This is a genomic window from Nocardia anaemiae NBRC 100462 (assembly GCF_001612725.1).
Lineage (GTDB): Bacteria > Actinomycetota > Actinomycetes > Mycobacteriales > Mycobacteriaceae > Nocardia > Nocardia anaemiae.
This window is the reverse complement of the sequence record NZ_BDAZ01000050.1, coordinates 1-25356: the sequence shown is the minus strand read 5'-3', so window position 1 is coordinate 25356 and position 25356 is coordinate 1. Positions and strand designations below refer to the sequence as shown.

At 66.9% G+C, this 25356-nt stretch carries 7 protein-coding genes and 1 tRNA gene; 6 read left to right on the top strand and 2 right to left on the bottom strand.

Annotated features, from left to right (window positions below; genetic code table 11):
• Positions 1-47 precede the first annotated feature (47 nt).
• The gene (locus tag NA5_RS26325; RefSeq protein ID WP_062990798.1) at positions 48-1595 is read left to right on the top strand and encodes a flavin-containing monooxygenase; all 1548 of its coding nucleotides are present in this window, start codon (positions 48-50) and stop codon (positions 1593-1595) included.
• A gap of 35 nt (positions 1596-1630) precedes the next feature.
• Here NA5_RS26325 and NA5_RS26320 read toward each other — a convergent pair whose 3' ends face one another.
• On the bottom strand, positions 1631-2839 hold the full coding sequence (locus tag NA5_RS26320) for an FAD-dependent oxidoreductase (RefSeq protein ID WP_063813590.1): 1209 nt from the start codon (positions 2837-2839) through the stop codon (positions 1631-1633).
• 80 nt (positions 2840-2919) lie between these two features.
• Between NA5_RS26320 and NA5_RS26315 the strand changes: the two genes are divergently transcribed.
• Both NA5_RS26315 and NA5_RS26310 read left to right on the top strand, forming a co-directional pair.
• A complete protein-coding gene (locus NA5_RS26315) occupies positions 2920-3387 on the top strand; it encodes a MarR family winged helix-turn-helix transcriptional regulator (RefSeq protein WP_062990672.1) in 468 nt (155 codons plus the stop codon).
• Between the two features lie 50 nt (positions 3388-3437).
• Complete coding sequence (locus tag NA5_RS26310) at positions 3438-4154, top strand: hypothetical protein (protein WP_157110644.1); 717 nt, start codon at positions 3438-3440, stop codon at positions 4152-4154.
• Position 4155: 1 nt separating this feature from the next.
• Here the strand turns inward: NA5_RS26310 and NA5_RS26305 are convergent, their stop codons facing one another.
• Positions 4156-4569, bottom strand: a complete 414-nt coding sequence (locus NA5_RS26305; RefSeq protein ID WP_062990668.1) for a VOC family protein — start codon at positions 4567-4569, stop codon at positions 4156-4158.
• Between the two features lie 103 nt (positions 4570-4672).
• Between NA5_RS26305 and NA5_RS26300 the strand changes: the two genes are divergently transcribed.
• The 3 genes from NA5_RS26300 to NA5_RS26290 all read left to right on the top strand — a co-directional run.
• Positions 4673-4746: transfer RNA gene (locus NA5_RS26300), tRNA-Met, on the top strand.
• An 822-nt stretch (positions 4747-5568) separates the two neighbouring features.
• Complete coding sequence (locus NA5_RS26295; protein WP_218020157.1) at positions 5569-19314, top strand: type I polyketide synthase; 13746 nt, start codon at positions 5569-5571, stop codon at positions 19312-19314.
• On the top strand, positions 19311-25356 hold a 6046-nt coding region (locus NA5_RS26290), incomplete at its 3' end, for a type I polyketide synthase (protein ID WP_157110643.1). The genes NA5_RS26295 and NA5_RS26290, both read left to right, overlap by 4 nt.

Here is a 25356-nt window from a genome sequence, read left to right as displayed (position 1 = left end):
TGCCCTCGCAGACTGGAACTATGCAGGCAGCATCGCGCAGCGATTCGATGAGAGATGGCGGCAGGGAGACGGGCGGCCCCGTAGTTCCGGAGCACCTCGATGTCGTAATCGTCGGCGCCGGGTTATCCGGCATCGGCGCGGCGTATCGGCTGCAGACCGAATGCCAGGGCAAGACCTATGCCGTGCTGGAGGCACGCGAATCACTGGGTGGGACATGGGATCTATTCCGCTATCCCGGGATTCGCTCGGATTCGGATATGTTCACCCTCGGCTATCCGTTCAAGCCGTGGCGGGACGCGAAGTCGATCGCCGACGGTCCGTCGATCCTGCGCTACGTCGAAGAGACGGCCGCGGAATTCGGCATCGACCGGCACATCCGCTACGGCACCAAGGTGGTCGGCGCCGACTGGTCCACCGCATCGGCGCGCTGGACACTCACCCTCGAGCAGCGCGATTGTGCCGGTTCCGTCACCCAACGCACTCTGACCTGCGATTTCCTCTATGCCTGCGCCGGGTACTACAACTACGACCAGGGCCACTCCCCGGAGTTTCCCGGCATCGACTCCTTCGCCGGTCGGGTCGTGCATCCGCAGTTCTGGCCCGAGGATCTCGACTACGCGGGCAAGCGCGTCGTGGTCATCGGCAGTGGTGCGACGGCGGTCACGCTGGTGCCCGCCATGGCCGATGCGGCCGAGTCGGTGACCATGCTGCAGCGCTCGCCGACCTGGATCAGTGCCGTTCCCGGCCGGGACAAGCAGGCCGACAAGATCCGCGAATTGCTGCCGCCGCAGCTGGCGCACCGCCTGATCCGCACTAAGAACATCCTGTTCGGCATCGGTTTCTATCAGTACTGCCGTCGCCGTCCGGAGGCCGCGCGCAGGCTGCTCACCGGTCTGACGACGCGAATTCTGAAGGATGAGAAGGCTGTTGTCGAACACTTCACGCCGGAGTACGACCCGTGGGATCAGCGGCTGTGCGCCGTACCCGATGCCGACTTCTTCAAGGCGATGAAGAAGGGCAAGGCCCACGTCGTAACTGACCACATCGAAACCTTTGTGCCCGAAGGCATTCGGCTGAAGTCCGGTCGAGTTCTGGAGGCGGATGTGGTGGTTACCGCGACCGGGCTGCAATTGCTTGCCTTCGGCGGCATTGCGCCGCGGGTCGACGGAGCGACGGTGAATCTGTCGGAGCAATTCGTCTGGCAGGGCGCGATGCTCACCGGCGTACCGAATTTCGCGGTCTGCATCGGCTACACGAATGCGTCATGGACATTGCGTGCCGATCTGACCTCACGGTTGGTCTGCAAGGTCATCAACCACCTGGACCGCAACGACTATGCGGCCGTGGTGCCGAAGCCGGAGGGCAAGCTCGACGAGCGTCCGCTACTCGATCTGGCCTCCGGCTACATCCAACGCTCGATCGGCGACTTCCCGCGGCAGGGGGATCGGCATCCGTGGAAGGTACGGCAGAACTATCTGCTCGACTCGGCCACGACCATGCGCACCAGTCTGCACAAGACACTGGCCGCGACCCCGCGCTCGGCCGTCCGCCGCACGGTTCCCCGCTCTCGCATATCCAGTGGGGACCTCGCATAACGTGCACCCTGTGCGGGGTCCTCGCAGAGTTTGCGTCAACGGGACACCGGCTCGGGAGTCCAGTCGATTCGGTGGTCGTATATCCAGTTCAGGGGGGTGACACCGGCTTTGGCGGCTTTGCGGAGGAAGTAGGGCGTGAGTAGACGGACCAGTAGGCGAGCGAGTCCGTTGGATGCCTTGTCGCTGGTGGTTTCCGCGCCATAGGCAACCACCTTCTCGACCCGCTCGCGGCGGCTGTCCTCGAAGGCGGCCAAGGCCGCGGCGGTATCGGGGATATCGCGCAGGCAGATCGCCAGCGTCACGGCGTCTTCCACCGCCATGGACACGCCCTGGCCGGAGGAGGACGCCACGGCGTGTGCGGCATCGCCGACAATGACCATATTGTCGTTGTGCCACTTGGTGACCGTCGGCATGTCGTACTGGTTGAAGGCGGGGACGAAGGTGTCATCCGGTGTGGCGGCCACGATCTGGGCGGCCGGGCCGCGATCCGCCGCCAGCAATTCGACGAGTCGCGCTCGCCAGTCGACCGACTCGGCTGCTGAAAGTTCCCGCGTCCGAGGCATATTGGCGAACCACCAGATCTCGCCGTCCGGTGCGACGAAATAGCCGAAGAACGCCTTTTTGCCGAAGATCATGCTGTACACGCCGGGCCGCAACCCGAGTTCGCTGTGCAGCGCCGGATCGGTGACGAATCCGCCGAGCCCGTAGATGCCGAGGAAGTGCGCCTTCGGTGCGGCCGGGTCGATGATTTCCCTGGTGCGGGAACGGATTCCATCGGCACCGATCAGTAGGTCGGCGTCCATCGTGGTGCCGTCGGCGAAGCTCGCCCGGACGCCGTCCTTGGTCGATACCGCGTCCACCAGGCGTTTGTTGTACTCGAACCGCACACCGCGCCGGGTCGCCTCGGCATTCAGCGCTCGATACATATCGCGCCGTTTGATGCTGTGCGTGACGGTGCCGTCGGGCAGTGTGCCGCCGATCGGCATATCGGTGATGTGCTTGCCGCCGCTGGTCGCGAAGGACAGCGTGGCCGTCGGATGTCCGAGCTCGGTCACCACATGATGTGCGTCCAGCAGCGCCAGCGCCGACAGTCCGTTCACCGCCACGGTCAGATACGCGCCGATCTGCTCGGCCGCCGCCTCCGCGTATGCCTCGCACACGATCGGCTCCAGCCCCGCTCGCTGCAGTGCCATCGCGGTGACCGGTCCGGCGATCCCGCCGCCGATGATCAGTGCCTTCTTCATGGGTGTCTCCCGAAATCTCTCTTGACTCTGCGGTATCTTGATTATCAAGGCATCATTAGCTTGACGATCAAGAGGCTTGAATGTCAAGAGAAAAGTTGGAGCTGGCGGAACTGCGCGCCGAGGTCGGTCGGGAAGCGCAGGCGCTGCAGGCCGCGGTGGATGCTGTGGACCAGGCCGCCGCAACCAATCTGGGCGTCAACCGCACCGATCTGCGCTGCCTGGAAATCCTGTGGCACGGTGCAACGACCCCCGGCGCACTTGCCGCCGAACTGGGTCTGACCAGTGGCAGCGTGACCACCATGCTGGACCGTCTTGCCAAGCTCGACTACGTCGTGCGATGCCCGGAACCGGGGGACCGTCGCAAGATTCTCATCCGTATCACCGACGCCGCGATGGCCAAGGTCATGCGGATCTACGGGCCGATCGCCGAGGAGGGTGCGGACGAGGTATCGCGCTACAGCGCCGCGGAACTGCGCCTCGTTCTCGACTATCTGCGTCGCTCGCGCGAGCTGCAGCAGCGTCACCGCATCCGGATCACCGAGCTCTGAAATACCTTCCGCAAGTGGGTGTTCATGGCGACAGCTGACATGATCACCCCATGATCGAATTGCGTAACGCACGGTGGGCAGTGGCAATGGCGGCGGGCGCGGTACTCGTCGCTGGCTGTGGCAGCGAGCACGACTCGGCGGAGCACTCGAAGTCCGCGGCCCCCAGCACACCTCGCGAACAGTTGGTGCTGACCCAGGAGGAATTCCCCGCGGGCACGAAGAAACTCGACCTGCCACCGGAGCAGCTGCAGTCGACGGTCGGCGACCTCACCGCAACCCAACAGAACGCCACCTTCACCCCGGCGGAATGCGGATCCACGCAGCAGGATCTCGGCGCGGTGACCAAGGAACTGCTCGCGCAGTCATCCATCGCGGCGGCGACCGGTAAGTCGGGCCAAATCTTTGTCGAATTCGTTTCCGGGCGAACCGGAGATCTGCAACGCATCGCCGACGGCAATAAGCGCTGCGGTTCGGTCGAGGTGGTCGCGAGCTACGACGGTCACCAGGTCACCGCGAAGGAGCGCGTCACGGATCAGGCTGTGCCCCAAGAGCTGAAGGGCGCGAACGCGATCGCCTACCATGCGACGAGCACCGCGACCACCGATGCCAGCGACAAGCCACTGACCCAGAACGCCTACCTGGGCTACGCCGAGGTGCGGGGCATCACGGTCGCGGTTCGGGTTGCCGCGCTGGACGATTCGCTCGACCAGGCGGCCTTCGATCAGTTCTTCGTGGCGGCGGTGCAGAAGGTGACGAAGGCGGCCTAGCCTACTTGCGGACGATCAGTTCCAACGCGATATTGTCCGGATCCCGGAACTCGAGGATATAGCTGAACCCGATGTCCTTGATATCTCCACGCGCGACCCCGCAGGCGTCCAGATGGGCTGCGGCAGCCTCCAATTCGGCCAGTGAGTTCAGCGGGAACGCGAGATGATCGAGCCCGACCCGGTTCTCGTCGAAGCTGTCGGTGCCGACCGGCCGCAACCCGATCATCCCGTGCTCCATCCGATAGATCACTCCACCGAACAGAAAGCCGAGCCGCTCGCGCGTCGCCTCATCCGCATCGGCGGGCACCTCCAGCGCAACCGGCCATCCGAACACCTTCTCGTAGAACGCCCGCGACCGATCGATATCGCAAACAGTCAGTCGCACATGGGCAATGGAACTAGTGGCAATCGGCATACCCCCATGCTCGCACACCCACCCCCGATTACCCGCTGGTCAACCCGTCCCACCTGCCGTTTAGGTAAGTGCACGACCCATGCTGTAGCGTTGTCCCTACCGACGCGGGGTGGAGCAGCTCGGTAGCTCGCTGGGCTCATAACCCAGAGGTCGCAGGTTCAAATCCTGTCCCCGCTACTAGGGAAATGGCCCGGAACATATTGTTCCGGGCCATTTTTCGTTCCCGCCGTCGGAGTGCGTTCCGGTCGGCATCGCAAACCCTCGGCTTATTCAATATTGGATTTGTTTTTCGACCCTGCGAACAGCGTCTTTGGTGGAGGCCGCGGACGTAGCAAACGATCAGAAAGCGGACTGGTTCGCCTTCCCATGCTTGGAAAGTCCACTCGGACGAGGTCTGCTATTCCTGGTGTAGCGACGCCCCGAGGAGACCAATGCTTTACATCGCACAATCCCAATCGAGCCGACTGGTGATCACTCCTCGATCGAGCCTGCGACTCGCCCTCGGCCGCGGTAACCATCGGGAAGCTACTGGTCGGTTGACAAGGCCAAGATCGTCAAATTACTGTTCAGTACGATGAATCGTGTTCTGCTGTTCGGATATTTGAGGGATCGTCGTGCTGATTCCACATAGCTGTCATATAGGTGCCGTGCATGCACCTCGCGGCAAATGTTTCGGGCACCATCGCCTCTTGTGTGCGCCTGAACCTCCTGGTGCGCCCAAGTAGCGCTGCGGCCCTCAGCAGCGTTTGCTGATTATTTGCGGCGCCGCGTCCGGCGGCGCACCATGGCCAGTTCCGGCCTAGCCTGCTCCGTCTCCTCGGGTCCCAGGTCGCTTGCGGAAGACGCTCCGCATCATTCCGGGCTCTTCGCTGAGCCTCGATCGCGTCGAAATCCGTTCTGTCCGAAGCGGGAATCGTCTGATTCCTTTGCCGCGGACGACAAACACACTCGTCAGAGGTTTATGGCGGGTCCCAGCTGCCTTGGGAAGGATGTTCAGAGGTGACCGGATCGGCGTTCGAGGTCGCTATCGTCGGCATGTCCTGCAGACTGCCCGGCGCGGCCGATCTCGACAGTTACTGGCAGCTGCTCAGCGAGGGGCGCGCCGCGATCGGCACGGCTCCCCCTGGACGGGAGAGCATCACCGAGCGCGCCGGATTCGTCGACACCGTAGGGGAGTTCGACGCGGACTTCTTCGGGGTGTCGCCCAACGAGGCGCGGGCGATCGATCCGCAACAGCTGCTGGCACTCGAGTTGAGCTGGGAGGCGCTCGAGGACGCTGGCCTGGCCGCCACGGCGCGCGATGCCCGGCGGTGCGGTGTGTTCCTCGGTAGCACCGGAAGCGATTTCGCCGAAATCCTGGCCTCCCGGGGCGGTCCAGGCGTCAGCCGCCACTCACTAAGGGGAGTCGGACGCGGCATCATCGCGAACCGGATCTCGAACTACTTCGGTTTCAGCGGCCCGAGCATGCTTGTCGACAGTGCCCAGGCATCCTCGCTGGTCGCGGTGCATCTGGCCTGTGCGAGCCTGCGCAGCGGTGAGTGCGAGGTGGCCCTGGCCGGTGGCCTGAACCTGATCCTGTCGCCGACCAGCGGTGAGCGTATCGAGCAGTTCGGCGCGCAGTCGGCGCTCGGCGCCTGTTACACCTTCGACGCGCGGGCCGATGGGTTCGTGCGCGGCGAGGGCGGCGGCATGGTGGTGCTGAAACCCTTGGCGCAGGCGGTCGCCGACGGCGACCGGATCCATGCCGTCATCCGCGGCAGCGCGGTCAACACCGGCAACGAACGCCGAGTGCTGACCGCCCCGAGCCGGGACGCGCAGGCGGCGGCGATCAACTCCGCGCTGACCGCGGCGGGCGTCGAGGCGCCGTCGGTGCAGTACGTCGAATTGCACGGCACCGGAACACCCGCCGGTGATCCGGTGGAAGCCGCCGCGCTCGGCGAAACCTACGGCGCGAGCCGGGCATCGGATGCGCCGCTGGCCGTCGGATCGGTCAAAACGAATATCGGGCATCTGGAAGGTGCCTCGGGTATCGCGGGTCTCATCAAGACCGTGCTCTCGCTGACCAACCGGAAGCTGGTTCCCAGCCTGAACTACGAGACGCCGAATCCGCGAATTCCACTCGCGGACTTGGGTTTACGAGTTGTTACGGGCACCGAGACCTGGCCCGCGGCCAGCGTACGCAGGGCAGGTGTGTCCTCGTTCGGCATGGGCGGCGCCAACGCCCACGTGATCCTGGAGCAGGCGCCTGCCGTCGGATCCGGCGCGTCCACGGCGGACGGCGCGGCCGGTGCGGTGCCGTGGGTGGTATCGGCCCGCAGCGAGGAAGGTGTGCGGGCGCAGGCGGCCAGACTGCGGGAGTGGCTGCTCCGCCATCCGGAGCCGGATGTGGTCGATGTGGCTTACTCGCTGTTGGCAACCCGAGCCCAGATGGAGTGGCGCGGCAGCGTGGTCGGGCGGGATCGAGCGGAGCTGCTGGCGGGCTTGGCGACCCTGGCCGACCCGACCGCGCCCGCCGTGCCGATCGAGCCGACGACCGAGCGGGCCGAGCGGCGGCGGGTCGCGTTCGTCTTCCCGGGGCAGGGCAGCCAGTGGGAGGGCATGGCGCTCGGCCTACTGGATGCGGGTGGGGCATTCGCGGAGTCGATCGCGGAATGTGAAGCGGCACTTGCGCCGTATGTGGACTGGTCGCTGACGGCGGTACTGCGTCGCGATGCGGATGCGCCCTCGCTGGATCGGGTGGACGTGGTGCAGCCGGTGCTGTTCGCGGTCATGGTGTCGCTGGCTCGGCTGTGGCGTGCGCACGGGGTGGAACCGGACGTGGTGATCGGTCATTCCCAGGGCGAGATCGCCGCCGCCTACATTGCCGGTGGACTGTCACTGTCCGATGCGGCGCGTGTGGTCGCGCTCCGGTCGCGGGCGGTCGCCGATGAACTGGCCGGACAGGGCGGCATGGCCTCGATCGGACTCGGTGTGGATGCGGTCCGGGAACGATTGTCGGCATATGGGGATCGGCTGTCGCTGGCAGCGGTGAACGGGCCCGCACAAAGTGTGATCGCCGGTGATGTTCCGGCGATGGAGGAATTTCTCGCCGCCTGCGCCGGCGACGGTGTGTGGGCCCGCCGGATCCCGGTGGATTACGCGTCACATTCGAAAGCGGTCGAGCGGCTCCGTGATCGGTTGCTCGGCGAGCTGGAGCCGATCCGCCCGCAATCCGGGTCGGTCCCGTTCTTTTCCACCGTGTTCGCCGATCGGTTGGATACGGCGGAACTGGACGCCGAATACTGGTATCGGTCGTTGCGGGATCCGGTCCGATTCGCCGAGGCCGTTACGGCGCTGATCGCGGACGGTATCAACGGATTCGTCGAGGCGAGTCCGCATCCGGTGGTCACGATGAGTATCGGCGCCATCGCCGAGGCGGTCGGTGCGGCCGAGGACGTGGCTGTTGTCGGGTCGCTGCGGCGCGGTCAGGGCGGACCGGAACGGTTCCTGGCATCGCTGGCACAGGCCCATTGCGCCGGTGTGCGGGTGGGTCCGCGCGCGCTGGTCTCCGGTGGGGCGCGGGTCGACCTGCCGCCATATGTGTTCCAGCGTCGTAACTTCTGGGCCGGTGCGCCGGTCGCTGTGGGTGGCGTCACGGGTGTCACCGATGTCATCGCGACAACCGATGATCACATTTCCGATGGCGGTGCGCAGGCCGCGGGACGGGACGACAGCGCGCTGGCGCGCACACTGCTGGACACCCCCGAATATCAGCGCGACACAGTGGTTCTCGACATTGTTCGTGCGCATGCCGCTGCCGTACTCGGCCACGAGTCGGCCCGATCCATTCACCCCGACCTGCCGTTCACCGAGTTCGGCTTCGACTCCGTCAGCGGGGTGGAGTTGCGGAACCGATTGATACGGGCCACCGGTGTGCCGCTGCCGAAGACGCTCATCTTCGACCATCCGACCGCGGGTTCGGTCGCTGCGCTGCTGCGGGCGCAGGTTGCCGGAACCGATCGCGGGCGGCGGGTAGTGCGGCGTGCGAGGTCGGACGAACCCATCGCGATCGTGGGCATGAGCGCCCGATTCCCGGGCGGTGTGCGGTCCGCCGAGGACCTGTGGGACCTGGTGGCGGCGGGCCGGGACGCGATCGGCGAATTCCCTGCCGATCGCGGCTGGGACCTGGACCGGCTGTTCGACCCGGACCCCGACAAACCGGGAAAGGTCTACACGCGCCACGGCGGATTCCTCAGCGGTGCGGGCGATTTCGATCCCGGATTCTTCGGTATCAGCCCCCGCGAAGCGTTGGCGATGGATCCACAGCAGCGGCTGCTGCTCGAAACAGCCTGGGAGGCATTGGAAGACGCGGGCATCGACCCGGTGTCGTTGCGGGGCAGCGACACCGGGGTGTTCGCCGGTGCCTGCACGTCGGGATATGCCGGGCGGGTGACCGGTGACCTCGAGGGATTCCGGCTGACCGGCACCTCGCACAGCGTCATCTCGGGCCGCGTCGCGTACGCGTTCGGCCTGGAAGGTCCGGCGGTAACGGTGGATACGGCGTGCTCGTCGTCGCTGGTGGCAGTGCACCTGGCATGCCAGGCGCTGCGCCAGGGTGACAGTTCGCTGGTGCTCGCCGGTGGTGTGACCGTCGCGGCCAGCCCATATCTGTACGTGGACTTCTCCCGCCAGCGGGGCCTGGCGCCGGACGGTCGCTGCAAGGCGTTCTCGGCTGCCGCCGACGGTGTGGCGTGGTCGGAGGGCTCGGGAGTTCTTGTCCTGGAACGACTTTCGGATGCGCAGCGGCTCGGCCACAATATTCTGGCCGTCGTTCGCGGTAGTGCGGTGAACCAAGACGGCGCGAGCAATGGTTTGACCGCACCGAACGGTCCCTCGCAGCAGCGGGTGATCGAGCAGGCCCTGGCCAATGCGGGGATCTCGGCGGTCGACGTGGACGCGGTGGAGGCGCACGGGACCGGCACGACCCTCGGTGATCCGATCGAAGCGCAGGCGTTGATTGCCGCCTACGGACAGGATCGCGGCGATCGGGAACCGTTGCGGATCGGTTCCTTGAAATCGAATATCGGCCATGCCGTGGCCGCCGCCGGTGTGGCCGGTGTGATCAAGATGGTGCAGGCGCTGCGGCACGAGCGGCTGCCACGGACGCTGCACGCCGAAACGCCGACCCCGCACGTGGATTGGGCCGCGGGCGCGGTGCGTCTGCTGACCGACGCCGAACCGTGGACCGCGGGCGATCGAGTGCGCCGGGCCGGTGTGTCGTCGTTCGGGATCAGCGGCACCAACGCGCATGTGATCCTCGAAGAAGCACCGGCCGCACCGGTAGCCGCCGAGGGCGACACCGAAGACGGCTCGAATATGCCGGTCATCCCACTGCTGGTGTCGGGCAAGGGCGAGGCGGGTCTGCGCGCGCAGGCAGCCCGGCTGCGTACCTGGTTGTCGCAGCGGCCGGAGATCCATGTCGCGGATGCGGCCTATTCGCTCGCGACGTCGCGGGCGCAGCTGGATTCGCGCGGTGTGGTTCTGGGTCGCGATCGCGATGAGCTGCTCGAGCGGCTGGCGCAGCTCGCCGAATCGGGTACCGGCGCCGGTGTCGTCACAGGCGCCGTCGGTTCGGGGACGACGGCATTCTTGTTCACCGGCCAGGGTGCGCAGCGGATCGGTATGGGTGCGGGCTTGTACGAGGCCTTCCCGGTATTCGCGGATGCCCTGGATTCGGTATGCGCCCAGTTCGACCCGGTGTTGGAGTGCTCGCTCGCAGACATCATGTTCGGTCGGACCGGTGCCACGGTTCTGGATCGGACCGAGTTCACCCAGCCTGCCTTGTTCGCCTTCGAGGTAGCGCTGTACCGGTTGCTGGAATCCTTCGGCGTCACCCCGGATGTGTTGATCGGACATTCGATCGGAGAAGTCGCGGCCGCATATCTCGCGGGCCTGTGGTCGCTCGAGGACGCGTGCCGGTTGGTGGCGGCGCGCGGCCGTCTCATGGGTGCGTTGCCCGAAGGCGGCGCGATGCTGGCGATCGGAGCCTCCGAAACCGAGGTGAACGAGGTCGTCGCTCGGTATCCCGACAGTGTGTCGGTCGCCGCGGTGAACGCGCCTGAAGCCCTGGTGATTTCGGGTGACGAGGACGCAATCGCCGAGATCGAGGCCTTCTTCGCCGAGCGTGGCCGGAAGACGTCGCGGCTGCGGGTGAGTCACGCTTTCCACTCGCATCGGATGGAGCCGATGCTGGCCGAATTCGAGTCTGTGGCAAAGGACTTGACGTACAACCGCCCCCACCTGCCGGTGGTATCGAACGTGTCCGGCCAGCTTGCCGGGGACGAGGTGCTGCAACCCTCCTACTGGGTTCGGCAAGTGCGGGCCGCGGTGCGTTTCGCGCCTGGTATCGAGACATTGGTCTCCTCGGGTGTGCGCCGATTCCTGGAAGTCGGGCCCAACGCGGTACTGGCGGCGATGACCAGGCAGACCCTTCCGGAGGCCGCGCAATCGCTGGTCGCGGCCGCCGCGCGCCGGGATCACGATGAGCCGCGACAATTCCTGACGATGCTGGCGCACGCCCACACGTCCGGTGTGAGCGTGGATTGGACGCCACTGTTGCGTCACCCGGCAGTACGACGAGTTCCCCTGCCCACGTACGCCTTCCAGCACCAGCGATTCTGGTTGCCGCCGCGTTCGGAAGCAACCGGAGACACCCTCGGCCATCCGCTGCTCACCGGTGTGGTGCCGGTGGCCGGTAAGGACGAGTTCGTTTTCACCGGCCGGTTCTCGCTGTCGACCGACCCCTGGGTCGCCGACCATATGACCTACGGCACCGTGGTGCTGCCGAGCGCGACCCTGGTCGAGTTCCTGCTCGTCGCGGGCGGCCGAATCGATTGCGGCGTCGTGGAGGAGCTGACCCTGGAGGCTCCGATCCTGCCGTCGGCGGACGACGAGGTCGAACTCCAGGTATCGGTGCAAGAGCCCGACCCGACCGGGCGCCGCCCGTTCACCTTCTACTTTCGCAAGTCAAGCCGCCGAGCGGGTGAATGGGTGCGCAACGCCAGCGGAGTACTAGCCCCCTCCTGGGATGGCGATGACGCTCTGCTGGATCGGCTGCGGGAGAAGGCGTGGCCGCCCGCCGACGCCGAAACTCTGGATACCTCTTGGATTCCCGAGCGGATCGCCAAGGGATCCGGGCTCGAATACGGTCCGGCGTTCATCGGTGTCGACGCCGCATGGCAGCGGGATGGGACCGTATTCTCCGAGATCACCCTGGATACCGCCGCCGCGCCCGAACCGGAGCGGTTCGATCTGCATCCGGCCCTGCTCGACCTGGTGATGCACGCCGGGCTGGCCGGGCTCGCCTGGCGCGAGCAGGACAGCGATCCGAACACCGGCCGGTTGCTGTTCCGCTGGGGCGGGGCGCGACTGCACCAGCCGCTGGTCAAGGCGACGACGCTGCGGGTCATCGCCGTGGCGAGCGGTCCGGAGACGGTTTCCGTTGCGACCGTTGATGATTCGGGACGACCGGTGATTTCCGTCGACGCGGTCGTCATGCGCCCGTATGACGTGAAACAGATGCGCGCCACCCTGGCCGGAGATGACGCCGACCTCTACGAGATCCAGTGGACGCCTGCGCCGACGGCGACATCGAGTGTGTCCGTCGATCGGCTGGCCGTACTCGGTTCCGTGCCGGTCGCCGGAATCGAGACCGGCTATCCGAGCGCGTCGGAACTCGCTGCGGCACAAGATATTCCGGATGTCGTCATCTGGCGTCCGGAGGCCACTGCCGCGGCCGACGATCCCACGGCCGTTCGCGGCCACCTGGAGAACGTGCTGGCGACGGTGCAGGCCTGGCTGGCCGAAGACCGTCTGGCCGACACTCGGCTGGTCGTAGTGACAACGAACGGTGCCGCACTGCCGGGCATGGCACCGGATCTCGCCGCGGCAGCCGTGTGGGGCCTGATGCGCAGCGCCCAATCCGAATATCCGGGACGGTTCATCCTTCTCGACGCCGCCGCGCCCATGGATTACCCGACACTGGTCGGCGCGATGATCGCGGCAGACGAACCGCAGGCCGTGGTGCGCGAGGGCACATTGCTCGTGCCGAGGCTGGCCAAAGCGCGAGCCGAGCACGATGCCGAGCCGGGACGGGCCCACCCGTCGTCCGACCGCCACGCGACGCCGTCATTCGGTGCCGGTACCGTACTGATCACCGGCGGCACCGGTGGCCTCGGCGCACTCGTGGCTCGACATCTGGTCGCCGCGTATGGAGTCCGCCAACTGCTGCTGGTGTCCCGGCGTGGCGAAACTGCCGATGGCGCAATGGAACTGGTGTCCGAGCTGTCCGCGGCCGGTGCCTCGGTCCGCGTGGCCGCCTGCGATGTGGGTGATCGAGAAGCCCTGCGCGCTCTGCTGGATTCGATCGATGCAGAGCATCCGCTGACCGGGGTGGTGCACGCGGCGGGTGTCCTCGACGACGGCACCGTCGCGGGTCTGACCACCGAGCAATTGCGGCGAGTGTTCGGCTCGAAGGCCGCCGCCGCATGGCACCTGCACGAGCTCACTCGCGACCATGACCTGTCGGCCTTCGTGCTGTTCTCGTCCGTCGCGGCGACGATCGGATCGGCCGGGCAGGGTAATTACGCGGCAGCCAACGCCTTCCTCGACGCGCTGGCGCACCGCCGCCGAGCTGAAGGGCTGTCGGCGATTTCGCTGGCGTGGGGGCCCTGGAATTCCGCCGCCGGTATGACCGGTGGCCTGGACCGTAGCGCCGTCGCCCGCTGGGAAAGGCTCGGTCTGCACCCACTCGGCAACGATGAAGGTCTGCGGCTGTTCGATGCGGCTACCGGCCGCGCCGCGCACCTGGTCGCGATCGGGTTCGACCCGGCGCAGCTGCGGCGCGGAGCGCGCAACGATGCGGTGCCGACGGTGTTCCGCGGTTTCCTTCCCCGCACCACGGACCGGACCGCGGCCGCGTCGAGTTCGCTGGGCACACGATTGAGCCGGGTACCGGAGGCCCGACGCGCCGAGGTGGTGCTCGAGCTGGTCCGGGAGCACGCGGCGGCCGTACTCGGGCACGGTTCGGCCGAAGACATCAGCCCCGACGAGCGATTCGACGCACTGGGATTCGACTCGCTCGGCGGCGTCGAATTCCGCAACCGGCTGGCCAAGGCCACCGGTGTCCAGTTGCCGTCCACCCTGGTCTTCGACCACCCCACCGCCGCGGCGGTGGCCACCCTCTTGCACGCCAAGATCGAGGGAACAGAAGCCGGTCCACGGACCAACCGGGTGTCGCGCCGTGTCCGCGTGGACGAGCCCATCGCGATCGTCGGCATGAGCTGCCGATTCCCGGGCGGTGTTCGCACCCCGGAGCAGTTGTGGGATCTGGTGCGGTCGGGGACCGATGCCACCACCGAATTCCCGAACGATCGTGGCTGGGATCTGGAGCAGCTGATCGATCAGGACCCGGATAAGCCCGGCACGGTCTACAGCCGCGGCGGCGGATTCCTCGATGACGCAGGTGATTTCGACGCCGGATTCTTCGGAATCAGCCCGCGCGAGGCCCTGGCGATGGACCCGCAGCAGCGGTTGCTGCTGGAAGCCTCATGGGAGGCACTGGAGGAATCGGGAATCGACCCGATCACCTTGCGCGGCAGCGACACCGGTGTGTTCGCGGGCGCATGCGCCTCCGGATATGTCGATCACGTCACCGGCGACCTGGAAGGCTTCCGGCTGACCGGCACCACCCACAGTGTCGTATCCGGGCGCGTGGCATACGTTTTCGGCCTCGAAGGACCAGCGGTCACCATCGATACCGCATGCTCGTCCTCGCTGGTGGCATTGCATCTGGCGTGCCAGGCATTGCGTCAGGGGGAAAGTTCGCTGGCACTGGCCGGTGGCGTCACCGTCGCCGCGACCCCTTATCTCTCAGTGGATTTCGCGCGGCAACGCGGCCTGTCGCCGGATGGCCGGTGCAAGGCGTTCTCCGCCGCTGCCGACGGCGTGGCCTTCGCCGAGGGCGTGGGCGTACTGGTCCTGGAGCGGCTGTCGGACGCGCAGCGGCTCGGCCATGACGTCCTGGCCGTCATCCGGGGCAGTGCGGTCAATCAGGACGGCGCGAGCAACGGCCTGACGGCGCCGAATGGTCCGTCGCAGGAGCGAGTGATCGCGCAGGCCCTCGCGAATGCCGGGCTCACCCCCGCCGACGTGGATGCGGTGGAGGCGCACGGAACCGGTACTCCCCTGGGGGATCCCATCGAAGCCAACGCGCTGATCGCCGCATATGGGCAGGATCGCGGGGATCGGGAGCCGCTGCGCATCGGATCCATCAAATCGAATATCGGTCACACCGTCGCGGCCGCCGGTGTCGGTGGCGTGATCAAGATGGTGCAGGCGCTGCGACACGAAGCCTTGCCGCCGACCTTGCACGCGGAAACGCCGTCCCCGCATGTGGATTGGTCCGCCGGGGCGGTGCGGCTGCTGACCCGGCCGGAACCGTGGCGTGCCGGGGGACCGGTGCGCCGGGCGGGTGTGTCCTCGTTCGGAGTCAGCGGCACCAACGCCCACCTGATCCTGGAGGAAGCGCCCGCCCCGCAGCCTGTCGTCTCGCCACCGGCTGCCGACCACCCGCATACGGCGGCGCCATGGCTGGTGTCGGCCAAGAGTGAGAACGCCCTGCGGGCACAGGCGGCGAAATTGCAGCAGTGGCTGATCGATCACCCCGACGCCGATCCGGCGGATGTGGCGTATTCGCTGGCGACGACACGTGCGCAGCACGAGTGGCGGGCAGCGGTCCTCGGCTCTGATCGCGACGAACTGCTGGCGCGGCTGGCGAAGCTGGCCGCCGGTTCCGCCTCGGCCGGAGTGGTTTCCGGCACGGTGGCCTCGGGAAAGACCGCCTTCCTGTTCACCGGTCAGGGCGCGCAGCGGGTCGGCATGGGCGCGGGCCTGGCCGAGGTCTTCCCGGTATTCGCCGCCGCGCTGGACGAGGTATGTGCCGAGTTCGATGCACTGCTCGGATATTCGCTGAAGCAAGTGATGTTCACCGGACACCTGATCGACGATCATGGCGTCGACACGGCGACCGGGATCCTGGATCGGACACGACTGACCCAGCCCGCGCTCTTCGCGTTCGAAGTGGCGCTGTATCGGCTGCTGGAGTCGTTCGGACTCGTCCCGGACATCGTGATCGGGCACTCGATCGGTGAACTGGCCGCGGCGTACGTGGCCGGTGTGTGGTCACTGGAAGACGCCTGTGCGCTGGTCGCCGCGCGTGGGCGGCTGATGGATGCGCTGCCGACGGGCGGCGCGATGCTCGCGGTCGTCGCGTCCGAGACCGAAATCAGCTCGGCGATCGCCGGATTCGGTGATCGGGTTTCGGTGGCGGCGGTGAATGCGCCTGCGGCCGTGGTGGTCTCGGGTGACGAGGACGCCGTCGACGAGATCGATCGGCAGTTCACCGGGCGGGGGCGCAAGACGAGCCGACTGCGGGTGTCGCATGCGTTCCATTCCGCTCGCATGGAGCCCATGCTGGCCGAGTTCGAGACCGTCGCGGCGGGTGTGGCCTTCCACGCCCCGCGGATTCCTCTGGTGTCGAACGTCTCCGGCCGGATCGCGGGAGACGAGATCCTGGATCCGCGGTACTGGGTGTCGCAGGTGCGCGCCGCGGTGCGTTTCGCGCCCGGCGTCGAGACGCTGGTGGCCTCGGGCGTGCGCCGGTTCCTCGAAGTCGGACCCGACGCGGTGCTTGCGGCGATGACGCGGCAGACGCTTGCCTCGGATGTCGAGCCTCGATCGGTGGTCGCCGCGGCGGCCCGCCGGGACCACGACGAGGTCGAGCAGTTCCTGACGATGCTCGGCCAGGCGCACATCGCCGGGATCGCGGTGGACTGGAATCGACTGTTCACCCGGACGGCACGAGTCGCCTTGCCCACCTATGCCTTCGACCATCGGCGGTACTGGCTCGAACCAACGCCCGCCGAGTCCTCGAACGTCTCCTCGGAGCACCCGCTGCTCACCGATGTGGTTCGCGTGGCCGACCGCGACGAGTGGCTGTTCACCGGGCGGCTTTCGCTGCGCACCCATCCATGGATCGCCGACCACACCGCCTACGGAGTGGTGCTCGTTCCGAGTGCCGCGCTGATGGACATGCTGCTGGTCGCGGGTCAGCGCATCGGATGCAGTGCCGTGGAGGAGCTCATCCTGGAGACGCCGATCATCCCGCCGGAACAGGGGGATGTCGAACTCCAAGTGCTGGTGCGGGAACCGGATTCCGCGGGACGTCGATCGTTCACGTTCCACGACCGTCGCGCCGGGGACACCGAGAGTGAGTGGCGGCGCAACGCCAGTGGCGTGTTGAGCGGTCGGCAGCTGATCGACATCGGACTCGTGGACATGCTGCGCAGCGGGCCGTGGCCGCCCGTCGACGCCGAACCGGTGGATACCGACCGGATTCCGGCCCAGATGGCGCGTGCCGCCGTACTGGAATACGGTCCTTCGTTCATCGGCGTCGACGCCGCCTGGCGCAGTGGTGACACGGTTTTCTCCCAGGTCACCCTGAACCAGGACACCCCGGCCGAAGGGTTCCGGCTGCACCCGGCGCTGTTCGACATGGTGATGCATGCCGGGATCGCCTGTCTGATCCGGACCGCCCACGAGGGCAACCCCGCCGAGAGTAAATTCTTGTCCCGCTGGGGCGGAACGCAATTCCACAGCACGTCCACGGTCAGGACGTTGCGGGTGATGGCCATCCAGCGCAGCAGCGAGGCGATCGCCGTCGTGGCCGTCGACCAGGACGGAACCCCGGTGGTCACCGTCGACGAAGTGGTCATGCGCTCCTACGACGTCCAGCAGTTGCGCGCCATGCTGCCGGGGGCACGTGCGGCACGGTACGGGTTGCGCTGGGCGCCGGTGGACTTGCCGGACGGACTCACTTCCGCCGAAAGCGCCGCCGTGCTCGGAGTCGCGCAAGTGACCGGAATCGGCGAGCGGTATCCGGATCTGACGGCGCTCGCTTCGGCTTCGCCCGTCCCGGACATCGTAGTGTGGTCGGAAATCACTGCACCACACGATGATTCGCGGTCATCCGGGCGGGCTCGGGTCGATGCCGCCTTGCATACGGTGCGAGACTGGCTGGTCGACGAGCGATTCGCTCGGTCCAAGCTCGTCATCGTGACCGCACGTGCCGTGGCCCTGCCCGATGAGACACCGGATCCCGCATCGGCAGCGGTATGGGGGCTGATCCGTAGTGCTCAGACTGAATATCCGGGCCGGTTGGTACTGCTCGACACAGCGGAATCCGTGGGCGCGCAGCATCTTTCGGTCGGATCGATCCGGTCTGTGATTGCCACTGGAGAGCCGCAGGTTGCAATGCGCGGCGACCGCGTCCTGTTACCGAAACTGGCGGAGCTGACCTCCCTGGAGGGGGAGCGCATATCCTTCGGCTCCGGGACCGTCCTGATCACCGGTGGGACCGGTGGATTGGGCGCGCTGCTGGCCGAGCACCTGGTCACCGAGCACGGTGTGCGACGACTACTGCTGGTATCCCGCCGTGGCGAGAGTGCCGACGGCGCAACGGAACTCGCAGCAGAGCTGTCCCGATCCGGTGCCGAGGTGCGCATCGCCGCCTGCGATGTCACCGACCGCGATGCGCTTCGAGATCTGCTGTTCAGCATTCCCGCGCAGCACGCACTGACCGGTGTCGTCCACACCGCGGGAGTACTCGACGACAGCACCTTCCACACGCTCACCGATGATCAGATCGATCGAGTGTTCGCTCCGAAAGCCGATGCGGCGTGGTATCTGCACGAGCTGACCCGGGACATGAAACTTTCGGCGTTCGTGATGTTCTCGTCGATCGCCGGAATGATCGGTTCCGCCGGACAAGCGAATTACGCTGCCGCGAACAGCTTCCTGGACGCCCTCGCGATGCAGCGCCGCGCCTCGGGACTACCGGCACTCTCACTTGCCTGGGGTCCGTGGCAGCAGGACATCGGTATGACCGGCGCTTTGGATCGCACCGGCGTAGCCCGATTGGAGCGACTGGGCCTTGCCCCGCTGGACCGCGCCGACGGCCTGCGATTGTTCGATGAATCGCTGACCACGGCCGAGCCGGTGTCCGCGCTGTTGCAGCTGGATACCGACAAACTGCGCCTGGAGGCGCATACCGGTCCGGTACCTGGGGTGCTGCGCGGGTTCGTTCGCGAACGCGGCCGGTCGGCCACGACATCGAGTGCTGAACTGTCGCTCGGGGAGCGTCTGCACGGTGTGGCGGAGCCGAAGCGACGTGTGGTCGTGCTGGACCTGGTGCGGGAAAAAGTGGCGGCGGTACTGGGTTACGGGTCTGCCGACGACATCGGGCCTGATCGTGGCTTCAGCGAGCTCGGCTTCGATTCCCTCGGCGCAGTCGAGTTTCGCAACCGGCTTTCGAAGGTGACGGGGCTGTCGCTGCCCTCGACCCTGATATTCGACTACCCGACCGCGGGAGCTGTCGCTGATTACTTGCTGACGCAGACCGCGGTAACGGCGTCCGAGCAACCGACGTCGGCGGTGCCCGACGACATCGCGCGGCTCGAGATCCTGCTCGAGCGGATTATCGCCAACGGCAGCGACAACGACGAGACCGTTGCCGGATTGCGGAGTGTCAACGAACGTCTGCGTACCTATCTGACCGGCAAGTGGTCAGGCGATGCGTACGACGATCTCGAACTCCGTTCCGACAGTGAACTTTTGGATCTGATCGACGAGGAGTTCGGCCCAGCATGAGCAACCCCGGCACCGGCGACGAGGAACGGCTCAGCCGGTATCTGCGCAAGCTCACCGTAGACCTGCGCGCCGCCAAGAAGCACATCCACGACCTGGAAGAACGTGCCAGCGAACCGATCGCGATCGTCGGCATGAGCTGCCGGTATCCGGGCGGTGTCGAAACTCCGGCGCAGCTGTGGGATCTGGTCGCTTCCGGCACCGACGCCGTCGGTCCCTTCCCGACCAACCGAGGCTGGGACCTCGAGCGGCTGTTCGACACCGATCCGGATACGCCAGGGACGGCCTACACCCGGGAAGGTGGATTCCTGGATGCCGCAGGCGATTTCGATGCGGGATTCTTCGGAATCGGTCCGCGCGCGGCCGAGGCGATGGATCCGCAACAGCGCCTTTTCCTGGAATGCGCATGGGAGGCATTGGAGGACGCGGGCATCGATCCGGTGTCGCTGCGCGGCAGCGACACCGGTGTGTTCGCCGGTGTGTTCCACCTGGATTACGGCCTCCGCGTGGGTTCGCCGGGCCTGACCGCCGAGTCGGAGGGTCATGCCTACGTAGGTGTTTCAGCCAGCATCGTCTCCGGGCGCGTCGCCTTCACCTTCGGTTTCAAAGGTCCGGCACTCTCGGTGGACACCGCGTGCTCGTCGTCGCTGGTCGCCCTGCACCTCGCCTGTCAGGCGCTGCGTCAGGGCGAGACCTCTCTCGCCCTGGTCGGCGGGGTCACCGTGATGTCCGACCCCACCGTGCTGATCGCATTCAGCAGGCAGCGTGCGCTTTCCCCGGATGCGCGGTGCAAGGCCTTCGCGGCAGCCGCGAACGGGACCGGGTTCTCCGAGGGCATCGGCATGCTCGCGGTCGAGCGGCTGTCGGACGCCCGCCGCCACGGCCACCAAGTCCTCGCGGTCATCCGCGGCAGCGCGGTCAACCAGGACGGCGCCAGCAGCCATCTGACCGCACCGAACGGTCCGTCGCAGGAAAAGGTGATCGCGCAGGCCCTCGCCAGTGCCGGTCTGAAGCCCGCCGACGTCGATGTGGTCGAAGCGCACGGCACCGGCACACCCCTCGGGGATCCGATCGAGGCGCAGGCGCTGATCGCCGCCTACGGTCGCGATCGCGCCGGAGATCCGCTGCGTATCGGCTCGCTCAAGTCGAACATCGGACACACCTCCGCCGCGGCCGGTGTCGGCGGTGTGATCAAGATGGTGCAGGCGCTGCGACACGAAATGCTGCCCGCGACACTGCACGTCGATGCTCCGACCCCGCATGTGGACTGGTCGGCGGGATCGGTGCGGCTGCTCACCACGGCGGAACCGTGGCGGGCGGGACAGCGGGTGCGTCGCGCAGGCGTGTCCTCCTTCGGCGCCAGCGGCACCAACGCCCACCTGATTCTGGAAGAGGCCCCTGCCCTGGAGCAGGCCCCTGCCGAACCGGCAGACGAGGCCCCCGATCGTGGTGCGAAGGCGGTCGCGTCCGGCGTCACCCCATGGCTGGTATCGGCGAAAACCGAGGACGGCCTGCGCGCGCAGGCGGCCAAACTGCGGCAATGGGTGACCGAGCACCCCGACATGACCGTCGATGACATCGGCTATTCACTGCTGACGACCCGCGCCCGGCTGGACTGGCGGGGAACAGTAGTCGCCGCCGATCGGGAGGCGATGCTCGCGGGACTGGCAGCGCTCGCCGAACACGGCTCGGCGAGCAGCACCGGCGGCGTGACGGCAGGCAAGGCGGTGACGCGCAAGGCGGCCTTCCTGTGCACCGGACAGGGGGCACAGCGGGTTGGTATGGGACGTGAACTGTACGAGGCGTTCCCGGTATTCGCTGCCGCGCTGGACGAGCTGTGTGAACAGTTCGATCCACTGCTGGGCGGTTCGCTGAAGCAGTTGATGTTCACCGGTCAGCTGGCCGATGGCAGCCCCGGCAATGCCGATGTCAGCGTTCTGGATCGGACCGAATTCACCCAACCAGCGCTGTTCGCATACGAAGTCGCGCTGAGCCGACTCATGAACTCGTTCGGTGTGACACCGGATGTCGTGGTGGGACATTCGATCGGCGAGCTGGCTGCCGCGTACATCGCCGGTGTGTGGTCGCTCCCGGACGCGTGTCGGTTGGTCGCGGCGCGTGGCCGCCTCATGGGGCGGCTGCCCGAAGGCGGCGCGATGTCGGCGATCGCGGCGAGCGAGCACGAGGTAGCCGAGGCGCTCGTCGATCATGACGACCGAGCCGCCATCGCCGCGGTGAATTCACCTGCCGCCGTTGTGGTTTCCGGTGACGAGGATGCCGTTGCGGCAGTCGAGCGGTGGTTTGCCGACCGCGGGCGCAAGACCTCGCGGTTGCGGGTGTCGCACGCGTTCCATTCGCCCCGGATGGAACCGATGCTGGCCGAGTTCGCCGCGGTCGCACGGGATGTGACCTACCACCGCCCACAGATTCCACTGGTGTCGAATCTCTCCGGTCGGATCGCCGGGGATGAAGTGCTCGAATCCACATACTGGGTCCAGCAAGTGCGGGCGGCCGTGCAATTCGCCCCGGGTGTCGACACCCTGGTGGCCTCGGGCGTGCGCCGATTCCTGGAAATCGGTCCCGATGCGGTCCTGACCGCGATGTCCCGGGAATGCCTGCCGGACGATATCGAATCGCAGTCGCTGGTGCTCGCCGGGGCCCGTCGAGGACGGGCCGAGGTCGAGCAGTTCGTGAATTGCCTGGCGCACGCGCACGTGGTCGGTGTCGACGTCGACTGGAGGGTGTTTTTCGCCGCGCGCCCGGTCTCACGAGTGCCGTTGCCCACCTACGCTTTCCAGCGCCGTCGCTACTGGGTCGAACCCTCGCTCGGCACCGCCGGTGTGGAATCCGCGGGTTTGGCTGTGGTCGAACACCCGATGCTGGACGCGGCATTGCCGATGGCAGATGGTGGTGTCGTCCTGACCGGACATCTGTCCCCGCTGTCGCAGCCGTGGCTGGCCGACCATGTCATCGGTCGGGTCATGCTGTTGCCGGGGACCGGGTTCGTGGAGTTGGCATTGCGTGCCGGTGCCGAAGCCGGGTGTCCGGTGCTAGAGGAATTGATGTTGCAGGCGCCGCTGGTGTTTCCGGCGGCAGGCGGCGTGCGAATCCAGGTTGTCGTCGGCGCGCCCGAGCACGAGTTCGCACAGCGATCGATATCGATCTACTCGCGCGGTGAACACGACCGCGACGGGCAGTGGGTACTGAACGCGCGTGGTCTGCTGACCACCCGAGACGACACGGCCGCACCCGAACCGGAGGTATGGCCGCCGTCCGCGGCGACCGGTATAGATGTCGCGGCCGCGTACACGGGCTTGCTGGCGCTTGGCTATGACTTCGGTCCGGCGTTCCAGGGTGTGCGGGCGTTGTGGCGACGTGGCGAGGAGGTGTTCGCCGAGATCGCCGTCGATGCGGACGCCGGGGTGCGAGCCGAAGGATTCGGGATCCATCCGGCACTGCTGGACGCCGCCTTACACGCGAGGCTGCTGGCCGATGTGCCCGAAAACGGTGCGGGACAGTCGGAGTCACCGTTTACGGTCGGGGCGGGACAGGTGGTGCTGCCGTTCTCGTGGGAGTCGGTGTCGCTGCACGCGGCCGAATCATCGGCCTTGCGGGTACGTCTGACCACGACCGGGTCGTCGGTGTCGATGGCGGTGGCCGATGAGCAGGGACAGCCGGTGTTGTCGGGGTCGGTGACGACCCGGCCGATGCCATGGGAACAGCCCGCAGCCGCGGCCGATCAGGTACTGGAGCTGGTGTGGTCGCCGAGCGCATCCGCGGCGCCGGTGCGGGATTCGGGTATGGGTCGGTGGGATCGGTTGGATCCGGAGTCGCCGGTACCCCCGGTGGTGGTGGTCGAGGCCGGGTCCGGCTGGGACGACCACATCGATACCGACGTGGTGGCTACCACCCATACCGAGGTTGCGCGGATCCTCGAGGTGGTGCAGGCGTGGCTGGGGCGGGATCGGTTCGCCTCGAGCACGCTGCTGGTCGCCACGCGTGGCGCGGTGGCGCTGCCCGGTGAAGATCTCACCGATCTCGCCGGTGCCGCGGTGTGGGGTTTGGTGCGCGCGGCGCAGGCGGAGGATCCGGGCCGAATTGTGTTGCTCGACGCGGACACCGACATCGACGAGCAGCTCGCGGCCAGGGTCGTCGCAGTGGACGAACCGCAGGTGGTGGTGCGTGCCGGTGTCGTCAACACCGCTAGGCTCACTCGATCCGCAACCCGCGATTCTGTTGCCGACGTCGATGCTCGCGCCTTCGGTACGGGGACGGTGCTGATTACCGGCGGCACAGGCGGTTTGGGCGCGGTCGTGGCCCGGCACCTGGTGGTCGAGCACGGCGTGCGGTCGTTGCTGCTGGTCAGCCGCAGCGGCCCGGGAGCCGAGGGAGTAGCCGCGCTCAGCGCCGAATTGGCGCAGCTGGGCGCGCAGGTGCGGGTGGTGGCCTGCGATGTCACCGATGCCGCCGCGGTCGCGGGCCTGCTGGGCGAAGTGCCCGCGCAGTGGCCGTTGACGGCTGTGGTGCACGCCGCGGGTGTGCTCGACGACGGGGTCATCGCGTCGTTGACCGCGCAACGGGTGGACACCGTACTGGCACCGAAAGTCGACGCGGCCTGGTATCTGCACGAGGTGACCGCGGATCTGAATCTGGCCGCGTTCGTGGTCTTTTCGTCGGTCTCCGGCACGGTCGGTGGTCCCGGGCAGGGCAACTATGCGGCAGCGAACACGTTCCTCGATGCGTTGGTGGCACACCGTCGAGCACGAGGGCTGGCGGGCCAGTCCCTGGCGTGGGGTCCGTGGGCACGCTCGAGCGGCATGATCGGACAGCTTGCCGAGGCCGATGTGGCCCGGATGAGTCGCGGCGGATTCACCGCGATGCCGGACGAACTGGCGTTGGCCGGATGGGATGCGGTACTCGATCGGGGCGCGGCACACGCGGTGATCGCCGTGGTGGACACCGCCGCGATCCGTGCTCTGGCCGAGGCCGGACAACTGGCACCGCTGCTGCGGACACTGGCACCGACAGTGGTCCGGCGCTCGGTGCCGACTTCGGCGGTGACGTCGGGTCTGCGGCAACGGCTTTCCGGTCTGGATGCCGATCGGCAGCGGCAGGTGTTGCTCGATACGGTGCGCACCCACAGTGCGGCCGTGCTCGGTCATGACGGTGTGTCCGCGGTCGATCCCGATCGCGTGTTCCAAGACCTCGGTTTCGATTCCCTCGGCGCCGTCGAGTTGCGCAACCGACTCAAGACCGCCACCGGCCTGGCACTGCCGCCCGCAGTCGTCTTCGACTACCCGACACCACAGGCGCTGGCCACCTACCTTGCCGGTGAACTCACCGGCACCGGGCAGGACATCGCGGTCACTGCCGCGAAAGCCGTTGACTACGACCCTATTGCGATTGTCGGCATGGCGTGCCGGTACCCGGGCGGTGTCAGTTCGCCCGAGGACCTCTGGAATCTGGTCGTAGACGGGACCGACGCGACGTCGGAGTTCCCCGTCAATCGAGGGTGGGATACCGAGCGCCTCTACGATCGCACGGGCGAGACACCGAATAGCACGTACACGCGTGCGGGTGGCTTCCTGCATTCCGCCGGTGAATTCGATCCGGCGTTCTTCGGTATCAGCCCCAATGAAGCCGCACTGATGGATCCGCAGCAGTTCCTGCTGCTGGAGACCTCGTGGGAGGCGTTGGAGCGGGCCGGTGTGAATCCGGCGGCGCTGCGCGGCAGCTCGACCGGGGTCTTCACCGGCATGATGTATCACGACTATCCGGCCAACGCGAACTCGGGATCTATTGCCTCCGGCCGAGTCTCGTATGCATTCGGTCTGGAGGGGCCTTCGGTCACCGTGGACACGGCGTGTTCGTCGTCGTTGGTGGCGCTGCATTTGGCCGCGCAGTCGTTGCGGTCGGGGGAGTGTGATCTGGCGTTGGCCGGTGGTGTCACGGTGATGGCCACCCCGGAGACGTTTGTGGAGTTCAGTCGTCAGCGGGGTTTGTCCCCGGATGGTCGGTGTAAGTCCTTCGCCGATGCTGCCGATG

Excerpts from the sequence above, each read along its gene's own strand:
- NA5_RS26325 (WP_062990798.1), top strand. The coding sequence starts at position 48 with ATGAGAGATGGCGGCAGGGAGACGGGCGGCCCCGTAGTTCCGGAGCAC.
- NA5_RS26320 (WP_063813590.1), bottom strand. The coding sequence starts at position 2,839 with ATGAAGAAGGCACTGATCATCGGCGGCGGGATCGCCGGACCGGTCACC.
- NA5_RS26315 (WP_062990672.1), top strand. The coding sequence starts at position 2,920 with ATGTCAAGAGAAAAGTTGGAGCTGGCGGAACTGCGCGCCGAGGTCGGT.
- NA5_RS26310 (WP_157110644.1), top strand. The coding sequence starts at position 3,438 with ATGATCGAATTGCGTAACGCACGGTGGGCAGTGGCAATGGCGGCGGGC.
- NA5_RS26305 (WP_062990668.1), bottom strand. The coding sequence starts at position 4,569 with ATGCCGATTGCCACTAGTTCCATTGCCCATGTGCGACTGACTGTTTGC.